Consider the following 20757-nt stretch of genomic DNA (forward strand, 5'->3'; position numbering starts at 1 on the left):
CTCAGATTGCCGGGGAAGCCCCGGCATTATCGTTACGCGCCTGACGGAACATCGTGCGCGGTATTTTTCAGCACCTGTCCAACATATTTCTCGATCTGCAACTGCGACATTTGTCCGCAGTTACCCTGCGCCAGGCTGGATGATCCTATGTCAAAAGTCAGACAGTTAACGTTGCCGTTCTTACACAGCGACCCTGGCTGTGCCGGATCGGCCGGGTCAAACCACGCCCCTTCGCTGATCCGCACAACGCCTTCACGGACGTTATCAGTCACTACCGCGCCGACCAGGATCTGCCCGCGATCGTTGAAGGCGCGAACCAGATCGCCATCGCTGATGCCGCGCGCGGTCGCATCCTTCGGATGGATCCAGATCGCTTCGCGATCGGCTACCGCGTACTTCTCACGCAGCGGCGTATTGTCGAGCTGTGAGTGCAGACGGTTGATCGGGTGACCGGTATTGAGCGACAGCGGATATTTTTCGGCTTCCGCTCCGCGATACCACTCATGCGGCGGCATCCAGGTCGGGATCGCTTTACAGTCCTCGTAGCCCATTCTGGCAATGGTGTCGGAGTAGATCTCAATTTTACCGGACGGTGTTCCCAGCGGGTTGAGCAGCGGGTTTTCACGGAAATCAGCGAAGCGTACCCACTGTTTGTTCTCTTCCGGAATCGGGAAACGGATGTAGTTGTTGGATGCCCAGAACATATCAAACGGCGGCAGCGCCACGCGGGCGTTACGCGCCTGGGCTTTCATCTCGTCGTACATGCCTTTCAGCCACAGCATTTCGTCTTTACCCTCGGTAAAGGCGTCATGGAATCCGAGGATCTGGGAAATACCGGCGAAGACGTCAAAGTCATTTTTCGCCTCATGCTGCGGCGGTACGCACTGACGCAGCGGGAAGACATAGAGCTGCGAATAGTCGCCGCCCATATCCATATCGTTACGTTCATAGGTGGTGGTAACCGGCAGCACGATGTCGGCGTATTTCGCGGTCGCCGTCCAGTACGGTTCGTTAACCACAACGGTTTCCGGTTTTTGCCAGGCCTTAATCAGATTGTTGGTATCCTGATGCTGGTGGAAGGTGTTCCCTCCCGCCACGTAGACCATTTTAATATCCGGATAGGTGACTTTCGCGCCGTTAAAGTCGATAGTCTTGCCAGGGTTCGCCAGCGCATCCGCGATGCGCGCAACCGGGAACGGCGTAATGTCCTTCGCCGCCGGGGAGGTTGGGCTACCGGCCGAGATCCCCGCCAGAATACCGCCGCGCGCGGTCGGGCTGCCGCCGGATGAGTAGTGATAACTAAAGCCGAAACCGCCGCCCGGCAGGCCAATCTGCCCCAGCATTGACGCCAGCGTCACCATCATCCAGTGCGCCTGTTCGCCGTGGTGCTGACGCTGAATACCCCAGCCCCCCATGATCATGGTGCGATGTTTCGCCATATCGCGCGCCAGTTGCCTGATAACCCCGGCGTCGACGCCGCTGATATCCGCCGCCCAGTCGGCATCTTTCACGACGCCGTCTTCTTTGCCGAGCAGATAATCTTCGAACTTATCGAAGCCCACGGTATAGGTTTTCAGGAAGTCGACGTCATGCAGTTTTTCTACCAGCAGCGTGTGGGCGATCCCCGCCATCAGCGCACAGTCGGTGTAGCTGTGCGGGCCAATCCACTCGGCCCCCAGCTGGCGCGCGCTATCGCTGTGCACCGGATCGATACAGATCATCCGGGTGCCCTTTTTCTTCAGCGCTTCAAATCCGGTCTGGCTGACGTGATCGGGCAGGTTCCAGCTGTTTTTCAGCGTAATCATCGGGTTGCAGCCAATCATTACCACCAGTTCGGTATTGTCAATGACGTTCGGCCACGCGGTCTGCTGCTCATATACTTCAATGGAGCCCACCACATGCGGCATAATTACCTGCGCCGCACCTGTCGAATAGTCGCCGGAATAGCCGACAAAACCGCCCGCCAGGTTCATCATGCGCTGCAGCAGCGTTCTCGGGTTATGGAACATCCCCACGCTTTTCCAGCCGTAAGAACCGGCATAAATGGACGATGGGCCGTGCTCTTTTTGCAGACGGCTGATTTCGCCCGCCACCAGATGCAGCGCTTTGTCCCAGCTTACGCGCACCCACTCATCGTGACCGCGCAGCTCCGGTTTGCAGTTTTTGGCGCCGCCTTCTAACCAGCTTTTACGCACCATCGGATATTTAATGCGGTTTTTGGCGTACACCTGGTATGGCGCCATGGTGATCAGTTCGTTCGGATACGGATCGTCTTTCACCGGACGCACATCAACCATTTTACCGTCGCGAACGATCGCCTCAAACGCGCCCCAGTGCGCGCCGGTCAGAATGCCGCTTTCCGCCTGACGCAGCGCCACAAACTGCGGCATTGCCTGGCTGATCGCTTCCGCCAGCGCTGAACGCGGCCACATTCCCGCCAGCAGCGGCGCTGCCATTAAGGCGCCGGCGCCCGCCAGAAAACGGCGACGCGTCACATTGATACCGGACTCCTGGCTCTGTTCAGCCATGTCATAATCATTATTCTTTTTCATCATGGCTCCTTATTTTTTGCTCTCTTCGGCCGCTGCGGGCATGTCGCTCGCGTGTTTCTGTACATACTGGGTCAGGAGACGAAGCTGTTCCTGAGTCAGTGACGTACGACCGGCCATGCCTTTAACCACCCCAATCCACTGGTTGGCGTTAAAGCGATTCAGTTCAGTCAGACCGTGGCAACCCGTGCAGTTGTTGGCCATTAAATCAGAGGCGTAGCGCCAGATTTTTTGCTGATCGCCAATCAGATTTTTCGCTGGCAGCCAGACCTGCAGATCCACTTCATGCCAGACCTGTCCGGTCTCTTCATCAGTGACGGTGCTGTTAACTTTCAGCGCCTTTTGCGCCTCTTCGCCCAGCAAGGCGCTCATGATGCGTTTGCCGCGGGCGGCGTAGAAGGCTTCGGTGACGCCATCCTGCTGCCAGCCGTGAACATCGGCCAGCACCATATCCCCCTCGCGTTTCACCACGTTTACTTCGGTAGAGGCCATCAGGTTACCGTCGTTGTGGTCGCCCGCTTTCTCGCTCAGCCAGAATGGCTGGGTCTGAATGGTGTACAGTGTGCTTACAGTGGCCGGCGTTTTCGCGGCCGCATTAGCCAGTTCGTTTGCCCCTGCCGCCGCCAGGCCGCTCATGTTCGGCAGAATGTGCGCCACGCCCTTATGACAATCGATACAGGTTTGCCCCTCTTTAATCGCCACCGGATGCTGCTTACGGGCTTCGGGGGTTTGCGCCAGGATATCCATCGCTTTGTAGTCGTGGCAGGAGCGGCAGGTGGCCGAATCGCTCTTCTTCAGACCATCCCAGACGCTCTGGGCCATCGTCAGCTTATGCGCTTCGTATTTTTCCGGGGTATCGATTTTGCCGGTCATTTCCCCCCAGACATCTTTCAGCGCGCCAATTTTGGTCAGTACATAATCGCCCGGCTGATGAGGAACGTGGCAGTCTGCGCACTCGGCGCGAATACCTTTACTGTTTTGAAAATGCACGCTGCCCTGATATTCCGCGAGAGGCTGCTGCATGGTATGACACGATACACAAAATTCGGTATCGCTGGTTTTATGCATTATTGTCGCGGTCCCCGCCAGCAATACCACGCCAACAATGATCCCAATCAGCAAAGCGATAAATATAATTTTTCGCCTGCCTGAGCGTTCCAGTGAAATTTTGCTCATCTTATTATTTAACCCTTATCCCAAATGAAAGGCACGATAGCCCTTGCCAGACAGCAATCGTTATGTAAATAAATTTATAACGATTAGTGTCACCTTCTAAGTAATTAATATTTTTGTAAAACTTTCTGGCCAGGCCAGTTATCTGAGGACGACTGGCCGGTAATTTTAGAGGGGTAATACAATACAAACCGGAGATGCCTACATGCAGTTATCAAAAATCGTTATGATGATTCTTTAAACAACGAATCGAGCAGTTGCCGTTCCATTACACGGGTACGTAACTCGTTCCGATTAAAGTCCCTACTCATAAAGTGGTCATGATGATAACCCCAAAAGCAAAAATCCTATAACAACTTTTTTAAGGATTTGCCGAACGTGACTCAGAGATAACGTCCAATAAATTCAGACTTAAATCATTAACCAGCCGCGGTTGCTGCGCTGCATTTATCGACGAAATATCCACATCGGGTTGCTGAGGATCAGCGGAAAATTGCCGAACGGAGAAATGAAAACAGACGCAGTTAATGTCGTTACGGGGGAGCGTATGGGAGATATGGCAACCGTTGGTGTATCTCAATGAGATACACCAACGTATTGTACTGGAATGAGGTGAAACTGACCGATAAGCCGGGTTCTGTCGTGGACAGTCATTCATCTAGGCCAGCAATCGCTCACTGGCTCAAGCAGCCTACCCGGGTTCAGTACGGGCCGTACCTTATGAACCCCTATTTGGCCTTGCTCCGGGTGGAGTTTACCGTGCCACGGACTGTTACCAGCCGCGCGGTGCGCTCTTACCGCACCCTTTCACCCTTACCTGATCCCACTTGCGTGGGCCATCGGCGGTTTGCTCTCTGTTGCACTGGTCGTAGGCTCTCGCCCCCCAGGCGTTACCTGGCACCTTGCCCTATGGAGCCCGGACTTTCCTCCCCTCCGCCTGTCTCCCCCGAAGGGGACGACGACGAAGCGGCGACTGTCTGGTCAGCTTCGGCGCGCAGTATAGAGGGTTTGCGCGCCCTTGTCACCCTGCGTTGCGCATTCCTGCCGCCAGCGTCGCCGCAATGTTTCGCGAGGCGCGGTAAATGTTGTCAAACGCGTCGCGGAAGGCCTCTTCCAGCGTACCGATACGGGTCAGTACGCTGAACACCGCGTCGATACCATACTGATGCACCACGCCGACATCCCGCGTCAGACTGCCCGCAATGCCGATAACCGGCTTGTGGTACTTTTTCGCCACGTTCGCCACGCCGACCGGCACTTTGCCTTGAATACTTTGGCTGTCGATGCGCCCTTCGCCGGTGATCACCAGCGTGCAGTCGTGAATATGCTCTTCCAGATTCAGCGCCTGGGTGACAATTTCAATGCCGCTTTTCAGTTCCGCGCCGAGAAACGCCATTAGCGCCGCTCCCATGCCCCCCGCAGCGCCGGCGCCGGGCGCGTCCTTCACATCCACACGCAGCGATTTTTTGATAACGTCGGCGTAGTGGGTCAGATTGCTGTCCAGCTCGACGATTAACGCCTCGTTTGCCCCTTTCTGCGGCCCAAAGACCCGCGACGCGCCCTTTTCGCCGACCAGCGGATTTGTCACATCGCAGGCCACGCGGAGGGTGCAGTTTTTCAGCCGCGGATCCAGCCCCGTAATATCAATAGAGTTAAGGCTCATCAGGCTGCCGCCGCCGTAGCCAATCTCCGTGCCGCTGGCATCGCACAGCTTTGCCCCCAGCGCCTGCATCATCCCCGCGCCGCCGTCATTGGTGGCGCTGCCGCCAATGCCGATAATAATGTTCCTTGCCCCGCTTTCCAGCGCCTGCAAAATCAGCTCTCCCGTCCCGCGCGAGGTGGTAATCAGCGGGTTACGTTTTTCAGGCGGAACCAGCGCCAGTCCGCTGGCGGCGGCCATTTCGATAAACGCGGTTTTGCCGTCCCCTGACATGCCCCAGCTGGCATTCACTTTTTCGCCCAACGGACCGGTCACCCGGGCAACGTGCTCAGTCCCCTGCGTTGCGGCAATCATCGCTTCAACCATCCCTTCTCCGCCATCGGCAACGGGAACAGAAACATAGTGCGCATCGGGAAAAATTTCCCGGAATCCTTTTTCTATCGCCTGCGCAACCTCGCTGGCAGAGAGGCTTTCTTTATAAGAGTCTGGGGCAATTACGATTTTCATAGTGGTAGCCTGTTACTGCAGTACGCCGGACGGCGTTTCACTGATATCCGGCCTGCGAAGCAGGCCCGGATTGCTGCGCGCCGCACGGGCGCGCCGTTAATTAGCGAGTGACTTCCACTTTCGCCAGTTTTTCGTAATAGCATGCGAGCGCGCTATGATCGGCCGTACCCAGCCCGTCAGCACGCAGCGCCTGCATCATCTCCATCACCGCCGCGGTCAACGGCAGCTGTGCGCCCACGCCGTGTGAGGTATCCAGCGCGTTCGCCAGATCCTTAATGTGCAGATCGATACGGAAACCCGGCTTGAAGTTACGATCCATTACCATAGGCGCTTTCGCATCCAGCACGGTGCTGCCCGCCAGGCCGCCGCGAATCGCCTGATACACCAGATCCGGACTAACGCCCGCTTTTGTCGCCAGGGTCAGCGCTTCCGACATCGCGGCAATGTTCAGCGCCACAATGACCTGATTCGCCAGCTTGGTGACGTTGCCCGCACCGATTTCGCCGGTATGCACCACCGATCCCGCCATCGCTTTCAGCAGATCGTAATATTTATCGAAAATCGCTTTGTCGCCGCCGACCATCACCGACAGGGTACCGTCGATAGCCTTCGGCTCGCCGCCGCTTACCGGCGCGTCGAGCATATCAATGCCTTTCGCTTTCAGCGCTTCGCTAATTTCGCGGCTCGCCAGCGGTGCGATCGAACTCATGTCGATCAGCACGGTGCCCGGCTTCGCCCCTTCAATAATGCCGTTTTCGCCCAGCGCGACCTCTTTCACGTGCGGGGAGTTCGGCAGCATGGTGATGATGACATCGCACTGCTCGGCAATCGCTTTTGCGGTGGAGGCGGCTTCTGCCCCGGCAGCAATAACTTCAGCAATCGCTTCAGGGTTACGGTCAGAAACCACCAGCGAGTAACCTGCTTTCAGGAGGTTTTTACTCATTGGTTTACCCATGATGCCAAGGCCAATAAAACCAACTTTCATAGTCATATCAATTTTCTCTCTTGTTTGCGGTGGTGGTTATTTTTTAAAGGAGTCAGCCAGTTTCTGCGTGGCGGAACGGAACACGCCCAGGTCGCTGCCAACGGCCACAAAGGTGGCGCCCCATTCGAGATAGCGACGCGCGTCCGCTTCCACCGGCGCCAGAATGCCGCACGGTTTGCCGTGCGCTTTCGCACGGCTGAAGATGTGCTGAATGGCTTTCTGCACGTCAGGATGCGAAGCGTTGCCGAGGTGGCCCAGCGCGGCAGCCAGATCGCTTGGGCCGACAAAAATGCCGTCAACGCCTTCAGTCGCCGCGATAGCGTCCACGTTATCAACGCCCTGCTGGCTTTCGATCTGCACGATGATGGTGATGTTCTTATTCGACTGCGCGAAGTAATCCGGCACCGTCCCGAACATATTGGCGCGGTGGGAGACAGAGACGCCGCGAATGCCTTCCGGCGGATAGCGGGTGGAGGCCACGGCGTTCACCGCCTCTTCTTCCGTTTCGACAAACGGGATCAGGAAGTTATAAAAGCCAATATCCAGCAGGCGCTTGATAATCACCGGCTCGTTGGTCGGCACGCGCACGACCGGCGCGCTGGCGCTGCCTTTCAGGGCCATCAGCTGTGGAATAAAGGTCGAGACATCGTTTGGCGCATGTTCGCCATCCAGCACCAGCCAGTCGAAGCCTGCCAGTCCGAGCACTTCGGTGCTGATTGGGCTTGCCAGCGCCGACCAGCAGCCAATCTGAACCTGATGCGCAGCCAGCGCCGCCTTGAATTTGTTGGGGAAAATAGTGTTGTTCATCACGTTTACCTTGTCACTTAACCGTTATAGAGCGTGTTTTCGCGCCGATGAGGTCGGGATCCCTCTGCCTGCGACGGGCATCGACAGAATGAAATACCGGGCATGAATCCTCTTCTTTTTCCTCATTCGTCTTCATGGGCATTTTATCGCCCGGTATTTAAACAAACCTTTTGTTATTTAATAATGACCACGCCCATTATTAAATAACAATTCAGAGGCAAAAAGTTCGTGGTTCAGTATAATCAGCCACCGTGCATTAGGCATTGTGCAAACGCTCATTAAACACGCTGGCGTTAAATATTATTTTGAGCATCTGCACATAATGCTGGGCGCTGATGCACAGATTTACGCTTTACCCCGGCTGCTGGCGGGGCGTGAGCCGTAGCCAGTGATCTCGATCACATTCATATTTTTGAACTCCTGACATCCTTATTTCATTAATGCCTTTTTATTTTTCAAATTCACTTAATGAATTAAATTAATATCCTCAGCAGGCTGGAGAATACCGAGCAATGGCCAATATCGAAATCAGACAGGAATCGCCGACGGCATTTTATATTAAGGTTCACGACAGCGATAATGTGGCGATTATTGTTAATGACCAGGGCCTGAAAGCCGGGACGCGTTTCCCGGACGGACTGGAGCTGGTTGAACATATTCCGCAGGGGCATAAGGTAGCGCTGGTCGACATCCCTGCGCTGGGCGAAATCGTTCGCTATGGCGAGGTAATTGGCTATGCCGTCCGCGATATTCCGCGCGGCAGCTGGATTGACGAATCGCTGGTCGAGTTACCGAAAGCGCCGCCGCTGCACACTCTGCCGCTGGCGACCAAAGTGCCGGAACCGCTGCCACCGCTGGAGGGTTATACCTTTGAAGGCTACCGCAACGCCGACGGCAGCGTGGGCACCAAGAACCTGCTCGGTATTACCACCAGCGTGCATTGCGTGGCGGGCGTGGTCGATTACGTGGTGAAGATCATTGAGCGTGACCTGCTGCCAAAATACCCCAACGTCGACGGCGTCGTCGGTCTGAATCACCTGTACGGCTGCGGCGTGGCGATCAACGCGCCGGCGGCGGTAGTGCCGATTCGCACAATTCATAACCTTTCGCTGAACCCGAATTTCGGCGGCGAAGTCATGGTCATCGGCCTCGGCTGCGAAAAGCTCCAGCCGGAGCGTCTGCTGGAAGGCACCGACGACGTACAGGGCATACCGCTGGAGAGCGCCAGCATTGTCAGTCTGCAGGATGAGAAGCACGTCGGTTTCCGCTCGATGGTGGATGATATTTTGCAGGTGGCTGAGCGCCATCTGGCGAAACTCAATCAGCGCCAGCGCGAAACCTGCCCGGCATCGGAGCTGGTTGTCGGTATGCAGTGCGGCGGCAGTGATGCGTTTTCCGGCGTGACGGCCAACCCGGCGGTGGGCTACGCCTCAGATCTGCTGGTCCGCTGCGGCGCGACGGTGATGTTCTCGGAAGTGACCGAAGTCCGCGACGCTATCCATCTGCTGACCCCGCGCGCCATCAACGAGGAGGTGGGTAAACGGCTGCTGGAAGAGATGGCCTGGTACGATAACTACCTTGATATGGGAAAAACCGACCGCAGCGCCAACCCGTCGCCGGGCAATAAAAAAGGCGGTCTGGCGAACGTGGTGGAAAAAGCGCTGGGCTCGATTGCGAAATCCGGGAAAAGCGCGATTGTCGAAGTGCTGTCGCCGGGGCAACGACCAACCAAACGCGGCCTGATTTACGCCGCAACACCGGCCAGCGACTTTGTCTGCGGTACGCAACAGGTGGCGTCCGGGATCACCGTTCAGGTCTTTACCACCGGACGCGGCACGCCTTACGGCCTGATGGCGGTACCGGTGATCAAAATGGCCACCCGCACCGAACTGGCGAACCGCTGGTATGACTTAATGGACATCAACGCGGGCACCATCGCCACCGGCGAAGAAACCATTGAGCAGGTGGGTCAGAAGCTGTTCGAGTTTATTCTCGACGTCGCCAGCGGGCGCAAGAAAACCTTCTCTGACCAGTGGGGGCTACACAATCAGCTGGCGGTATTTAACCCGGCGCCGGTGACCTGATCCCACTCCCCCTCTCTTCCACGAAAGCATGCTTCTCCGGCATGCTTTTTTTTCGCCCTGCCTTTCGCAAACCTTCTCTTTCTTTCGAAACTTTTATTTATCAGATCGAAATCACAAAAACTCATTACGAAAGCCTATACATTCTTTCGAAGAAAATAAACGAAAGATTTCGGAGGAAGGATGTTTATCATCTCAGGCAAAACGATGCTCAGGAAGGCCCGGCAGGAGGGCTACGCCGTACCCGCTTTTAACATCCACAATCTCGAAACCTTACAGGTCGTGGTGGAGACAGCCGCGGAACTGCGCGCACCGCTGATTGTCGCCGGTACGCCCGGCACCTTCCGCTACGCAGGCGTGCACAATATTGTCGCGATCGCCGCAGAACTGGCGAAAAGCTGGAATCACCCGCTCGCGATCCATCTCGATCACCACGAGCAGCTCAGCGATATCCAGGACAAAGTGGCGGCAGGGGTGCGCTCCGTGATGATTGACGGTTCCCATTTGCCGTTTGCCGACAACGTCGCGCTGGTAAAAAGCGTCGTTGATTACTGCCACCGCTATGACGTCAGCGTGGAGGCGGAGCTGGGTCGGCTGGGCGGACAGGAAGACGATCTGCAGGTTGACGGAAAAGATGCGCTTTATACCCATCCCCAGCAGGCGCGCGAGTTTGTCGCCAGAACGGGGAGCGATTCTTTAGCCGTGGCTATCGGAACGGCTCACGGCCTGTACACCGCCGAACCTCAGCTTGATTTCGAACGGCTGGCGGAAATTCGCCAGCAGGTTGATATCCCGCTGGTGCTGCACGGCGCGTCCGGACTGCCCACGGACGATATTAAACGCGCGATCTCGCTCGGCATCTGCAAAGTTAACGTCGCCACCGAACTTAAAATCGCCTTTTCCACCGCCCTGAAAACCTATCTCAGCGAACACGCCCAGGCTAACGATCCCAGACATTACATGGCGCCGGCCAAAGAGGCGATGAGAGCCGTGGTGCGCAAGGTGATCGCTGACTGCGGCTGTGAAGGCAGGCTTTAACGCCAGGCCTGGCATTGCTTTAAAAATAAACGAAAGATATCGGAGCCAGAAGTGAAAGAAATCCTCTCTCGTCATAAAGCCGGTGAACACACCGGCATCTGTTCTGTCTGTTCAGCCCATCCGCTGGTGATTGAAGCCGCCCTGCGCTTTGACCTGCACACCGGCAACAAAGTGCTTATTGAAGCGACCTCCAACCAGGTGAATCAGTTCGGCGGTTATACCGGTATGAAGCCCGCGGATTTTCGCGATTTTGTTTATGGCATCGCGCAGGAAGTGGCTTTCCCGCGCGAACGGCTGATTCTTGGCGGCGATCATCTGGGACCAAACTGCTGGCAGAATGAACCTGCGGCGGAAGCCATGAAAAAATCCGGCGCGCTGATTCAGGCCTACGTCGCCGCAGGATTCAGCAAGATCCACCTTGATGCCTCCATGTCCTGCGCGGACGATCCGACGCCGCTCGATCCGCAGGTCGTCGCGGAACGGGCCGCCGTGCTTTGTCAGGCTGCGGAAGCCAGCGCCAGCGACGCGCAAAAGCGCCATCTGACCTATGTGATCGGCACCGAAGTGCCGGTGCCGGGCGGCGAGGCCAGCGCCATCGACGCCGTTCACGTCACCCGCCCCGAAGATGCCGCCCGCACCCTGCAAACCCATCAGGCGGCGTTTCACGCTCTGGGGCTGGAAGACGCGCTGGAGCGCGTTATTGCGATTGTGGTTCAGCCTGGCGTTGAGTTTGATCACACCCGAATCATTCATTATCAACCGCAGCCCGCGCAGCCGCTTTCCGCCTGGATTGAGGCGACGCCAATGGTCTATGAAGCCCACTCCACTGACTATCAGACCCGCCAGGCCTACCGGGCGCTGGTCCGCGACCATTTCGCCATTCTGAAAGTCGGCCCTGCCCTGACCTTTGCCCTGCGTGAAGCCATTTTTGCGCTGGCACAGATGGAAAACGAACTGATCTCGCCCGAGCAGCGCAGCCGGGTGCTGGAGGTGATTGATGAAGTGATGCTCAACGAGCCGGACTACTGGAAAAAGTATTACCGTCCGACATGGAGTCAGGCGATGGTCGACATTCATTTCAGCCTGTCGGACCGCATTCGCTACTACTGGCCGCACCCGCGTATCCGGCACAGCGTGGAAAAACTGATCGCCAATCTGAGCGGCGTCTCATTACCGCTGGGATTAATCAGCCAGTTTATGCCTGTGCAGTTTGAACGGCTGGCGGAAGGCGCGCTGGCCGCCACACCGCATAACCTGATTATCGATAAAATTCAGGACGTTTTACGCGCCTACCGCTATGGCTGCGCGGCGGAAATCGTCTGAACTCCGGAGAAACTATGAGCCAACTTTTTGTCCGTACCGGTATTAATTTTTCCTCCTGCCAGCACGCGCTGGCCCATATTGGCGAGGAGATGCTGGCTAAAGGCGTGGTGCATGAGACGTATCCACAGGCGCTGCTTGCGCGTGAGGCGACTTTTCCCACCGGCATTGCGCTGGAGCGTCATGCGGTGGCGATTCCACACTGTGAAGCCGTGCACGCCAAATCACCGGCGATCTATCTCATCCGTCCCGATAAGCCGGTGAATTTTCAGCAGGCTGATGATGAGCACGACATTGCCGTTTCGCTGATTATCGCCCTGATTGTGGAAAACCCGGCGGCACAGCTGAAGCTTCTGCGTCGTCTGTTTAGCGAGCTGCAAAACCCGGACATCATCGACGCCTTACTGAATGCCCCTGAAACAGCGCTGGCCGCCCGTTTTCAGGAAACCATCCTTGCGTCCGGTCACTGCGCGCAAGCCTGATAATATACTGATAATAAAAGGAATACCCTATGAAACGTAAAGTGATTGTGGCCTGTGGCGGCGCTGTCGCTACCTCAACCCTGGCCGCGGAAGAAATTAAAGAGCTGTGTGAAGCGAATCATATCGATCTCGACCTGGTGCAGTGCCGGGTCACCGAGATCGAAACCTATATGGATGGCGCCGATCTGATCTGCACCACCGCGCGCGTTGACCGCGCCTTTGGCGATATCCCTGTCGTTCACGGTATGCCTTTCGTTTCTGGGGTGGGGATCGAAGCCTTACAGCAAAAAATTCTGACTATCCTCGTGGGGTGACGCCATGTTTAGCGAAATCATGCGGTATATCCTCGACTTAGGCCCAACGGTAATGCTGCCGCTGGTGATCATCATCTTCTCAAAGCTGTTGGGGATGAAGCTCGGGGAGTGTTTTAAATCCGGTCTGCATATCGGCATCGGGTTTGTGGGGATCGGCCTGGTGATTGGCCTGATGCTCGACTCCATCGGTCCGGCGGCAAAAGCGATGGCCGAACATTTTCAGATCAACCTGCACGTGATCGATGTCGGCTGGCCCGGCTCCTCCCCGATGACCTGGGCGTCGCAGATTGCGCTGATCGCTATCCCCGTCGCCATCGGCGTGAACATTGTGATGCTGGTGACCCGTATGACGCGGGTCGTGAATGTCGATATCTGGAATATCTGGCATATGACCTTTACCGGCGCCATGCTGCATTTAGCGACCGGTTCCTACTGGCTGGGCATGGTGGGCGTTATCGTCCACGCCGCCTTCGTTTACAAGCTTGGCGACTGGTTCGCCAGAGACACCCGCGACTTCTTTGGCCTGGAAGGGATTGCCATTCCACACGGCACCTCCGCTTATATGGGCCCCATCGCGGTGCTGGTGGATACGCTGATTGAAAAGGTGCCGGGACTGAAGCGCATCCATTTCAGCGCGGACGATGTGCAAAAACGCTTTGGTCCCTTTGGCGAACCGGTTACCGTCGGCTTCGTGATGGGGCTGGTCATCGGCCTGCTGGCAGGCTACGACCTGAAAGCCGTACTACAACTGGCGGTAAAAACCGCGGCGGTAATGCTGCTGATGCCGCGGGTCATCAAGCCGATTATGGATGGCTTAACGCCGATTGCCAGACATGCGCGTAAACGTCTGCAGGCGAAGTTTGGCGGCCAGGAGTTTCTGATCGGTCTCGATCCGGCGCTGCTGCTCGGCCATACCGCGGTGGTTTCCGCCAGCCTGATCTTTATTCCGCTGACGATTCTGGTCGCGGTGGTGGTGCCTGGCAACCAGGTCCTGCCGTTCGGCGACCTTGCCACCATCGGTTTCTTTGTCGCGATGGCGGTCGCGGTACATCAGGGCAACCTGTTCCGCACGCTGATTTCCGGCGTCATTATTATGGGCATCACGCTGTGGATCGCCACGCAAACTATCGGCCTGCATACCCAGCTTGCCGCCAACGCGGGCGCGCTGAAAGCCGGAGGCATGGTGGCCTCAATGGATCAGGGCGGCTCGCCGGTGACCTGGCTGCTGATCCAGCTCTTTACCTGGCAGAACGTGGTGGGCTTCGTGGTGATTGGCGTCCTCTATTTCACCGGCGTTCTGCTGACCTGGCGTCGGGCGCGTCATTTCGTTGCGGCGGAAAAAGCTGCGGCTATCGCGGAGCGTCAAACCGCATCTTAATTTCAGGGGAGCGGCCGCTCCCCGTATCTTTCTGGAGAGTGTTATGAAATCAGTGGTGATTCACGCTGAGGGCGACGTGCGCGTTGAAGAACGCCCCCGGCCCCGCTTACAAACCGACGACGATGTGCTGGTGAAGGTGAGCTGTTCCGGTCTTTGCGGTTCTGATATTCCACGCATTTTCGCCGCCGGGGCGCACTATTATCCCATCACCCTCGGGCATGAATTCAGCGGCTACGTGGCAGCAAAGGGCAAAAACGTGACGGACCTACAGCCAGGCGATGCCGTCGCCTGCGTTCCGTTGCTTCCCTGCTTTCACTGCCCGCAGTGCAAGCGCGGTTATTATTCGTTGTGCAAACGGTATCAGTTTGTCGGTTCACGCAGCGAAGGCGGCAATGCGGAATACGTAGTGGTGAAACGGGCGAACCTGTTTCGTCTACCCGCCGATATGCCAGTAGCGGACGGCGCGTTTATTGAACCCATCACCGTGGGCTTACTATAGCGCGGCGATTTTTTTGATACCGATTTGCATTTCATTTGATACCGACGAAAAACGCAGATACGCAACTTATTTGATACTAAATCGGCGCTTTTCTTTTGAGTTTTAGAATGAGTTTTTAAGTGCTCATTCACTCTTTTTCAAACCGGTTTTAACTGTTTGTGGTTTTGGGTAAGGCTGGACTTTGAATAGCTTTGTGTTGAGGCGTTTTCTGGCCCTCTTGTTCAGAAACCGGATGTAACGAAACTGGCGGAATTTATGAACACTGGCTCTGTCGATATTAGCCCTCAGATGTTCACCTCGCTGTCCGCCCCGTTTGATGGCATTCCTGCAAATTTCGTGATACCACTCGCCATCAAGTTCATAGAATGTTGATTCATGGCTGCCTACATAATCAAAATTGCTTGCCTGGTACACGACACCAAGACAGCCACAACGCTCATCTGCAAACGACTGAACCCACTGCACCTGCGGATAAAGTTGTCTGATTAGTTTGAGCGCGTAACTGATGGCCCTTGATTCGGAGTTTCTCGGCATACAGTCATGCAACCACAACCGATTAAGTTCCATATATTCGCGGTTCTGCGTACCGGTTACGACGCGTGCTCCACTGTTTGGATTAAGGGCATAACCCCATTGCATTACGCCAACCAGCTCTCGTTCTGAAAATATACCCAGATGAAGGTAGGAGTTATTTACGAAACGGTGGCTGTAATGTTTATTGACAATAACCAGACGGGCCAGCCAGCAACTTATAGTCTCAACCCGTAACTCACGGGAGCCATAACCAACGATATTGTCGTTATAGCGAATAAGCTCAGGCGTGCTGATTATGCGGGATGTAGTTTGCTTTCTGTTCCCCACGACAGGATTTCCTTGTGTATGTGGGGTGCTCTGTGGCGCTCGGAGATGTGATTTGATTGAGGGTTTTACAGCGCGGACATTTTACTTCCAGATAACTGAAACTGGCCCGTGCCAGTAGCTTATTGCAGTGTCGGCACCGTATGTTTCGATACATGGCCGCATAACCTCCTGCTTTGTTGATGATATCTTTCTCACCAAATCGATCGACAAAAACGATCGATTCGATGTGTTTAATTGATACAACAAATAGATTGAAAAGTCATCAACAATGATTCATAGCGGTGATTATTTACTTAAAGAAAACGAAGACTTAGGGGGTGAAAACGATCATAAAATGATCATTTTATTGACTTTTTATACAGTGAAGGTAGGATTGCGCGTATATGTAGTATGTTTCAAATCAACAGGATACTACATAAAAGGGAAACCCAGCATAGCTGGAACTATGCTGGGTCAATCTGTAAAAACTTGCATCAATGCTTTACTTCGAGCTCGTGTCGTATCCTATGATATTCCCCGGTCTCCTGTAAAGCAGAGATGCATAAAAAGGAGATCTTTATCATGGATAAAGAGCCTGTTTGCCCTGCCTGTAAGACTCCCTTACAGCTCATCTATCGCCGTTCCAGATCTCAAAATGGCAAGACATACAAACCAAAAAATGCTTCCTGTTTCAGGATGCTGATATGTCCTGCCTGTTCTCCCCGGAGGGAAAATACACAAAACGTGCATTAACAAATTAACCCGGCAGGGAAACCTGCCGGTGACTATTACTGCATCATGGTACTGTCAGTTCCCGGCTGAGCCGGGTCTGGTTGCTCTGGTTGTGCTTCGGTTTTCGGCTCATTATCGGAACCACTGGCCGCAGCAGCCGGGCCAATAAGTTTTGCCAGCACCTCATCAACGTAAGTGTCGATTTGTGCCTCAAAATCCTTGCGGACCTGCGCTTTCAGTAATTTATTTACTTCACCGGAATACAGCGCCTGTTTTACCAGGTCTTCAGTGACGGTGCCTTTAATTTCTGGCATGTATATTCTCCTTATGCGGGAATAAAGCCCTGCAATCAGGGCTGGGTCGGGTCTTTTGGGAGCGGAGCTGCCTGCGCTGTTTTACTGAGCTTTTCGGCTGCTGCGTCATCAATTTTGCGGCGAACATAATTTCTGATGGCCTTATAACCACCGCTCACCAGATATAAGACACATACCACCGTGCAGAAATACAATAAAATAAGCTGTAAAAATGTCATTATCCCTCCCGGTTATTGACATGGTGTTGACATCGTTAATACCTGTTGGTTAAAAAATCGTCCTGCATGTTTTGCTTTGGATATGACGACATTTGCCGCCGGTTTCTTGTTTTCCCTTTCCCGGCGGCATTTTTTTATCCTGCTGACGGGTTATTCACTTCCACCAAAATGCTGTCAATCAGTACCGGATACGTTGCATTACTGGTGATATCGGTCAGGCGTAACTTGTCTGCCGCAAAAGAACCGACAGGTGACTGAGACAGCATGAACGGTTCCCCGTCCTTACCATCAATCACCGGCGTCACCTGAATGCTGTTATTACCGGCAAAACGGAATGCCAGCGTATGCCATTCGTTATTAAATGCACCGAATGAACCCAGCTTCGTGTTCTGGCCTGGATTACCCTTGTGGTACATCACGTTAAGGTCTGTGGCATCGCTCTGAACGTAAAACGATGCCAGCAGGTTATGACCGGCATTACCTTCCAGTGTGACACCCTGAGGCAGCGAAGAAACCGGCCAGTACGGCGCCAGTGCGTACTGATTAGCCGTAAGCGCGCCATCAAGTTTAAAACGACAGCTGACAAGGCCACCTTTTTCCAGCAGGTCGGCACCATTACCGGCATCATACTGCATAAACCATGACTTTCCGGTCTGTTTTGTCAGCTTCAGCGCCTTTCCCCCGCTGGCACCGGCATCATCCACAACAGCAGCACTACCGCCTTCTGCCCCCCAGCCCTGTGGCGTCAGTGCTCCGCCTGACTCCGATGCACGGTAAGAAAACAGCGTCGTCATTGATTTCCCGTCCGTTGACGGTGTTGATGGCGTGTCAGGGGATGGCTTTTCATCCGGTGGTGTCACGGCATGTCCGCCCATAACTTCAGCCGTGCGTCCCGCATGGAGCAGAATGGCTGAGGACAGACGGTCAGAAATGATGCCCCTGCGTGCCCATGAGCTGAAATGGCTGTCACGCTGTGTGGAGACAAAACTGCCCTGGGTACGGGATGCCGCACCGTAATACCCGACAGCCACAATATCCGGGTCTTCCGCCGGAGCATTCGTTGGCGTGTTCTGTCCATTCTCATCCGTCAGGAACGGCACAAAGAAAATATTCTGTGCGGTCAGATTTTTATATGCGCCATAGACTGTTTCATACTGCGTGGCATACGTGTTTTTCCAGTAATACGTGGTGTCACCACAAATCCACGGCACCGTGCCAGCATTTCCACTCACGCACTGCGCTGCAAGTGGAGACAGGTCGGTTCTGAACTGCTGAACCATGGCTGTGAATAAACCATTATGCTGCTGACTTCCTGAAGCAAGGTCTGCCTCTCCCTGCATCCATACCACGGCCAGTAATCTGTTTTTCGGGTTCTTCTCCAGCGCCGCTCTGGTGCGGCTGAGCAGGTCCTGATACAGGGGTTTACCGGCTCCCCAGCGTGAAGAATCAGCGGAAGCACCGCTGACCTCACTGAATGAGCCGTCATCCCCGGTGGTGAATGCCGAAGCACCACGACAGCAGGGAACCAGAAGTATCCCGGCATTCTGCGGAATATAAGGCAGCAGTTTTTTGGCAATATGCAGCCCCTGACCGACACAACCATACTGCCCTTTACTCAGGTCAGCTTTCGGGTGGTTTATCCCGCTCATGTCCTGCACATCATGCAGGCAGTGGTCTGCGGGAATGATGTCGTTATATGTGCACGACGTACCATCGGGCGTTACCGTGCTGCGACGTGCCAGTTGCTTAATGCGCGGTTCAGGACGGTCAAATGAATCCGGCAACGGAAGCCCTTCACCGTAGGCCATCCCGTTGGACTGCCCGGCCAGTGGAAGCACATAGTAATACTCCGGCTCTGTACTGCTGCCATTTGTACCGCCAGACGGTCCGGCGTTATCCGGTGCATTCCAGTCAGAAGGCGTGAGTGTTCCGGCCACGTCAGATGTGATCGGAATAATGCCGGTCACACCTGAACTGGTGATTTCTGCGCTGGGATTGCCGGATACCGGCATTACCCATAATGGCTCTTTCGTGCTGAAGCGGATCACGCAGTCTGCGAAGGTGATCCCCCCTTTATTACCCGAAGGCCGGAAAGGACTTTCAATAAATGCCACCGTGCCACCGGCAACCTTGACTGAAAACTCTCCGGGCATGGCGGAGAGCATTTTCCACTGGGAGTCTGACATCGTCTTTTCTGCCTGTTTCTGAATTAAACAGAGTCAGAATAGCGACCGCTGAAAAATATGTGTTTTGCGGAAATTCAAAAAAGCGTCACGGTACTTTTGGTGACGGAGCCGGTGAGGCAGGAAAATAACGATAAAGGGTGGACAGGCCAATATCAAATATCAGTGCGATTTGTTTACGGGACTCGCCATTAGCCAGCAAACGGGCGATTTGCTCCCGCTCTTTCCCTGTCAGTTTCTGAGGTCTGCCGCCATGACGCCCCTGAGCACGGGCAGCAGCAAGACCCGCGCGTGTACGTTCAATAATGAGTTCCCGCTCCATTTCCGCCAGTGCGCCCATTATATGGAAAAAGAAACGTCCCATGGGAGTGGATGTATCAATATTGTCCGTAATGCTGCGGAAGTTAACGCCGCGCTGCCGGAGTTCTTCTGTTAAAAGGACAAGGTGCTGCATACTACGTCCAAGACGATCCAGTTTCCAGACCAGCAGGGTATCCCCTGGCCGGAGTCGCTTTAATGCGCGTTTAAGGCCGGGACGTTCCCTTGTCTTACCGCTTATTCTGTCTTCGAAAAACAGCTCACATCCTGCACATTCCAGCGCATTTCTCTGTAGCGCCGTATTCTGGTCATTTGTTGACACCCTGATATACCCAATCAGCATACGATCTCCTTATTATAAAAAGCCGGAATTGTCGCATGATGAATAAAACGGGGAGAACAGGGGCTTTCCTGAAAACCTCGGTTTACGGGAAACGGTAAACAGAGCCGCGAACGCACTGCCATCGAACGGAACGGCCGTTGCCGCGAACAGGCTGGCAAATGCCCACACAATTAATGGGGTTCCCTTTGACGGGACGCAGGATATAAACATCACTTCTGGTATAACACAGCAGGATGCGGATTCCCGATATATCCAGGATATCAGGCTGGGGGCAGAGAACAGGCAGGTAATGTACGGTGGGGCATATTACTCTGTGTACGGTAATGTCATGGCAGGCCTGCAGATTGACAGTAAAGTTGATGCTTCAAACGATTTTATAGCATTCAGACCCCTGCAAAAATTAGTCAGAGGTACATGGATTACGGTATCTCAGTTATAAATAGTCGGTAAATAATATATTTTAAAACAGATTTATTTCCAGGAGGATTTTATGGAACTAAAAAATATAACCCGTTATTATCCTGAAAATATGCCATATGGTAATGATGTTCAGTATTTTCAGAGTGAAGATGGTAAGGATTTCTACGAGTCCCTGCCATTATTCACCAAAAAATATAAACTTTGCATAACACCTGACAGCGGCGTTATCTGCTCAATATCACAGGACGCCTCGGCGCTGTATCCTGCGAGGTTTTCTGTGGTTGAGGCCGATGAACTTCCTGAAGGCACGGATATTTCAGGAAACTGGAAGTTTGATAATGGCGTGATCTCCCGTATTCCGGTTAACTACGCAAAAAAACTGGAAGCAATCCGCCAGTCATATCTTAATCAGGCATATGAACAAATTAATGACTGGAGAACAGAACTACAACTGGGCACCATCAGTGATGAAGACAGAGCAGCACTGGCACGATGGATGGCATACATCAGTCAGGTGAAAAAAATGGTATTACCCGCAATTAAAACTGAAGCTGAATTTAACGCCATTAAATGGCCTGAGCAGCCACAGTAATGAA

General features: G+C 54.3%; 19 protein-coding genes, 1 other RNA gene and 2 pseudogenes. 9 read left to right on the top strand and 13 right to left on the bottom strand.

What is annotated here, in order from left to right; all coding sequences use genetic code 11:
* Positions 1 to 32: 32 nt before the first annotated feature.
* The 6 genes from torA to garL form a co-directional block, all read right to left on the bottom strand.
* Positions 33 to 2552: a trimethylamine-N-oxide reductase TorA gene (gene torA / locus K7R23_RS02655; RefSeq protein WP_148222123.1), complete on the bottom strand. Its 2520-nt coding sequence runs from the start codon at positions 2550 to 2552 to the stop codon at positions 33 to 35.
* Positions 2553 to 2561: 9 nt separating this feature from the next.
* Positions 2562 to 3725 carry a NapC/NirT family cytochrome c gene (locus tag K7R23_RS02660; protein WP_012908633.1) on the bottom strand — a complete coding sequence of 388 codons (1164 nt, stop codon included), beginning with the start codon at positions 3723 to 3725 and terminating at the stop codon, positions 2562 to 2564.
* Positions 3726 to 4332: 607 nt separating this feature from the next.
* Positions 4333 to 4711, bottom strand: an RNA gene (gene rnpB, locus K7R23_RS02665) — RNase P RNA component class A.
* 32 nt (positions 4712 to 4743) lie between these two features.
* Positions 4744 to 5889, bottom strand: coding sequence for a glycerate 2-kinase (gene garK / locus K7R23_RS02670; RefSeq protein WP_012908632.1), 1146 nt, complete (start codon positions 5887 to 5889; stop codon positions 4744 to 4746).
* Positions 5890 to 5989: 100 nt separating this feature from the next.
* Positions 5990 to 6880 carry a 2-hydroxy-3-oxopropionate reductase gene (gene garR / locus K7R23_RS02675; RefSeq protein ID WP_012908631.1) on the bottom strand — a complete coding sequence of 297 codons (891 nt, stop codon included), beginning with the start codon at positions 6878 to 6880 and terminating at the stop codon, positions 5990 to 5992.
* Positions 6881 to 6910: 30 nt separating this feature from the next.
* Entirely contained in the window at positions 6911 to 7681 is a 771-nt protein-coding gene (gene garL / locus K7R23_RS02680) for a 2-dehydro-3-deoxyglucarate aldolase (RefSeq protein WP_012908630.1), read from the bottom strand.
* Positions 7682 to 8193: 512 nt separating this feature from the next.
* Here garL and garD point away from each other — a divergent pair.
* From garD to K7R23_RS02715, 7 genes and pseudogenes are all read left to right on the top strand, one after another.
* Positions 8194 to 9765, top strand: a complete 1572-nt coding sequence (gene garD / locus K7R23_RS02685) for a galactarate dehydratase (protein WP_012908629.1) — start codon at positions 8194 to 8196, stop codon at positions 9763 to 9765.
* Positions 9766 to 9945: 180 nt separating this feature from the next.
* Complete coding sequence (locus K7R23_RS02690) at positions 9946 to 10800, top strand: tagatose bisphosphate family class II aldolase (protein ID WP_012908628.1); 855 nt, start codon at positions 9946 to 9948, stop codon at positions 10798 to 10800.
* Positions 10801 to 10851: 51 nt separating this feature from the next.
* Positions 10852 to 12123 (top strand): tagatose-bisphosphate aldolase subunit GatZ, encoded by a 1272-nt coding sequence (gatZ, locus tag K7R23_RS02695; protein ID WP_012908627.1) that lies wholly within the window; start codon positions 10852 to 10854, stop codon positions 12121 to 12123.
* 14 nt (positions 12124 to 12137) lie between these two features.
* Positions 12138 to 12602 carry a PTS galactitol transporter subunit IIA gene (gene gatA / locus K7R23_RS02700; protein ID WP_012908626.1) on the top strand — a complete coding sequence of 155 codons (465 nt, stop codon included), beginning with the start codon at positions 12138 to 12140 and terminating at the stop codon, positions 12600 to 12602.
* A gap of 29 nt (positions 12603 to 12631) precedes the next feature.
* The gene (gatB, locus tag K7R23_RS02705; protein ID WP_012908625.1) at positions 12632 to 12916 is read left to right on the top strand and encodes a PTS galactitol transporter subunit IIB; all 285 of its coding nucleotides are present in this window, start codon (positions 12632 to 12634) and stop codon (positions 12914 to 12916) included.
* Between the two features lie 4 nt (positions 12917 to 12920).
* Positions 12921 to 14294 (top strand): galactitol-specific PTS transporter subunit IIC, encoded by a 1374-nt coding sequence (locus K7R23_RS02710; protein ID WP_012908624.1) that lies wholly within the window; start codon positions 12921 to 12923, stop codon positions 14292 to 14294.
* Positions 14295 to 14337: 43 nt separating this feature from the next.
* Positions 14338 to 14787, top strand: a pseudogene (locus K7R23_RS02715) (alcohol dehydrogenase catalytic domain-containing protein); the annotation flags it as partial.
* 129 nt (positions 14788 to 14916) lie between these two features.
* Here the strand turns inward: K7R23_RS02715 and K7R23_RS02720 are convergent.
* The gene (locus K7R23_RS02720) at positions 14917 to 15654 is read right to left on the bottom strand and encodes a Mom family adenine methylcarbamoylation protein (protein ID WP_012908623.1); all 738 of its coding nucleotides are present in this window, start codon (positions 15652 to 15654) and stop codon (positions 14917 to 14919) included.
* Positions 15608 to 15808, bottom strand: coding sequence for a Com family DNA-binding transcriptional regulator (locus tag K7R23_RS02725; protein ID WP_012908622.1), 201 nt, complete (start codon positions 15806 to 15808; stop codon positions 15608 to 15610). Before K7R23_RS02725 ends, K7R23_RS02720 begins: the two co-directional genes overlap by 47 nt.
* A 114-nt stretch (positions 15809 to 15922) precedes the next feature.
* On the opposite strand from K7R23_RS02725, the pseudogene K7R23_RS02730 reads away from it, so the two are divergent.
* A pseudogene (locus K7R23_RS02730) lies at positions 15923 to 16386 on the top strand (hypothetical protein).
* 35 nt (positions 16387 to 16421) lie between these two features.
* On the opposite strand, the gene K7R23_RS02735 reads toward K7R23_RS02730, so the two are convergent.
* The 5 genes from K7R23_RS02735 to K7R23_RS02755 all read right to left on the bottom strand — a co-directional run bounded on the left by K7R23_RS02735 (position 16422) and on the right by K7R23_RS02755 (position 19951).
* The gene (locus tag K7R23_RS02735) at positions 16422 to 16679 is read right to left on the bottom strand and encodes a DUF826 domain-containing protein (protein ID WP_012908620.1); all 258 of its coding nucleotides are present in this window, start codon (positions 16677 to 16679) and stop codon (positions 16422 to 16424) included.
* A 35-nt stretch (positions 16680 to 16714) separates the two neighbouring features.
* Positions 16715 to 16897 carry a DUF1378 family protein gene (locus tag K7R23_RS02740; RefSeq protein ID WP_012908619.1) on the bottom strand — a complete coding sequence of 61 codons (183 nt, stop codon included), beginning with the start codon at positions 16895 to 16897 and terminating at the stop codon, positions 16715 to 16717.
* Positions 16898 to 17031: 134 nt separating this feature from the next.
* Positions 17032 to 19083: a DUF6645 domain-containing protein gene (locus tag K7R23_RS02745; RefSeq protein WP_012908618.1), complete on the bottom strand. Its 2052-nt coding sequence runs from the start codon at positions 19081 to 19083 to the stop codon at positions 17032 to 17034.
* A gap of 85 nt (positions 19084 to 19168) precedes the next feature.
* On the bottom strand, positions 19169 to 19741 hold the full coding sequence (locus K7R23_RS02750; protein ID WP_012908617.1) for a recombinase family protein: 573 nt from the start codon (positions 19739 to 19741) through the stop codon (positions 19169 to 19171).
* A 12-nt stretch (positions 19742 to 19753) separates the two neighbouring features.
* Positions 19754 to 19951, bottom strand: a complete 198-nt coding sequence (locus K7R23_RS02755) for a hypothetical protein (RefSeq protein ID WP_072044773.1) — start codon at positions 19949 to 19951, stop codon at positions 19754 to 19756.
* A 280-nt stretch (positions 19952 to 20231) separates the two neighbouring features.
* Between K7R23_RS02755 and K7R23_RS02760 the strand changes: the two genes are divergently transcribed.
* Positions 20232 to 20753, top strand: coding sequence for a tail fiber assembly protein (locus K7R23_RS02760; RefSeq protein ID WP_012908616.1), 522 nt, complete (start codon positions 20232 to 20234; stop codon positions 20751 to 20753).
* Positions 20754 to 20757 lie beyond the last annotated feature (4 nt).

The organism is Citrobacter rodentium NBRC 105723 = DSM 16636 (genome assembly GCF_021278985.1).
GTDB classification, from domain to species: Bacteria; Pseudomonadota; Gammaproteobacteria; order Enterobacterales; family Enterobacteriaceae; genus Citrobacter_A; species Citrobacter_A rodentium.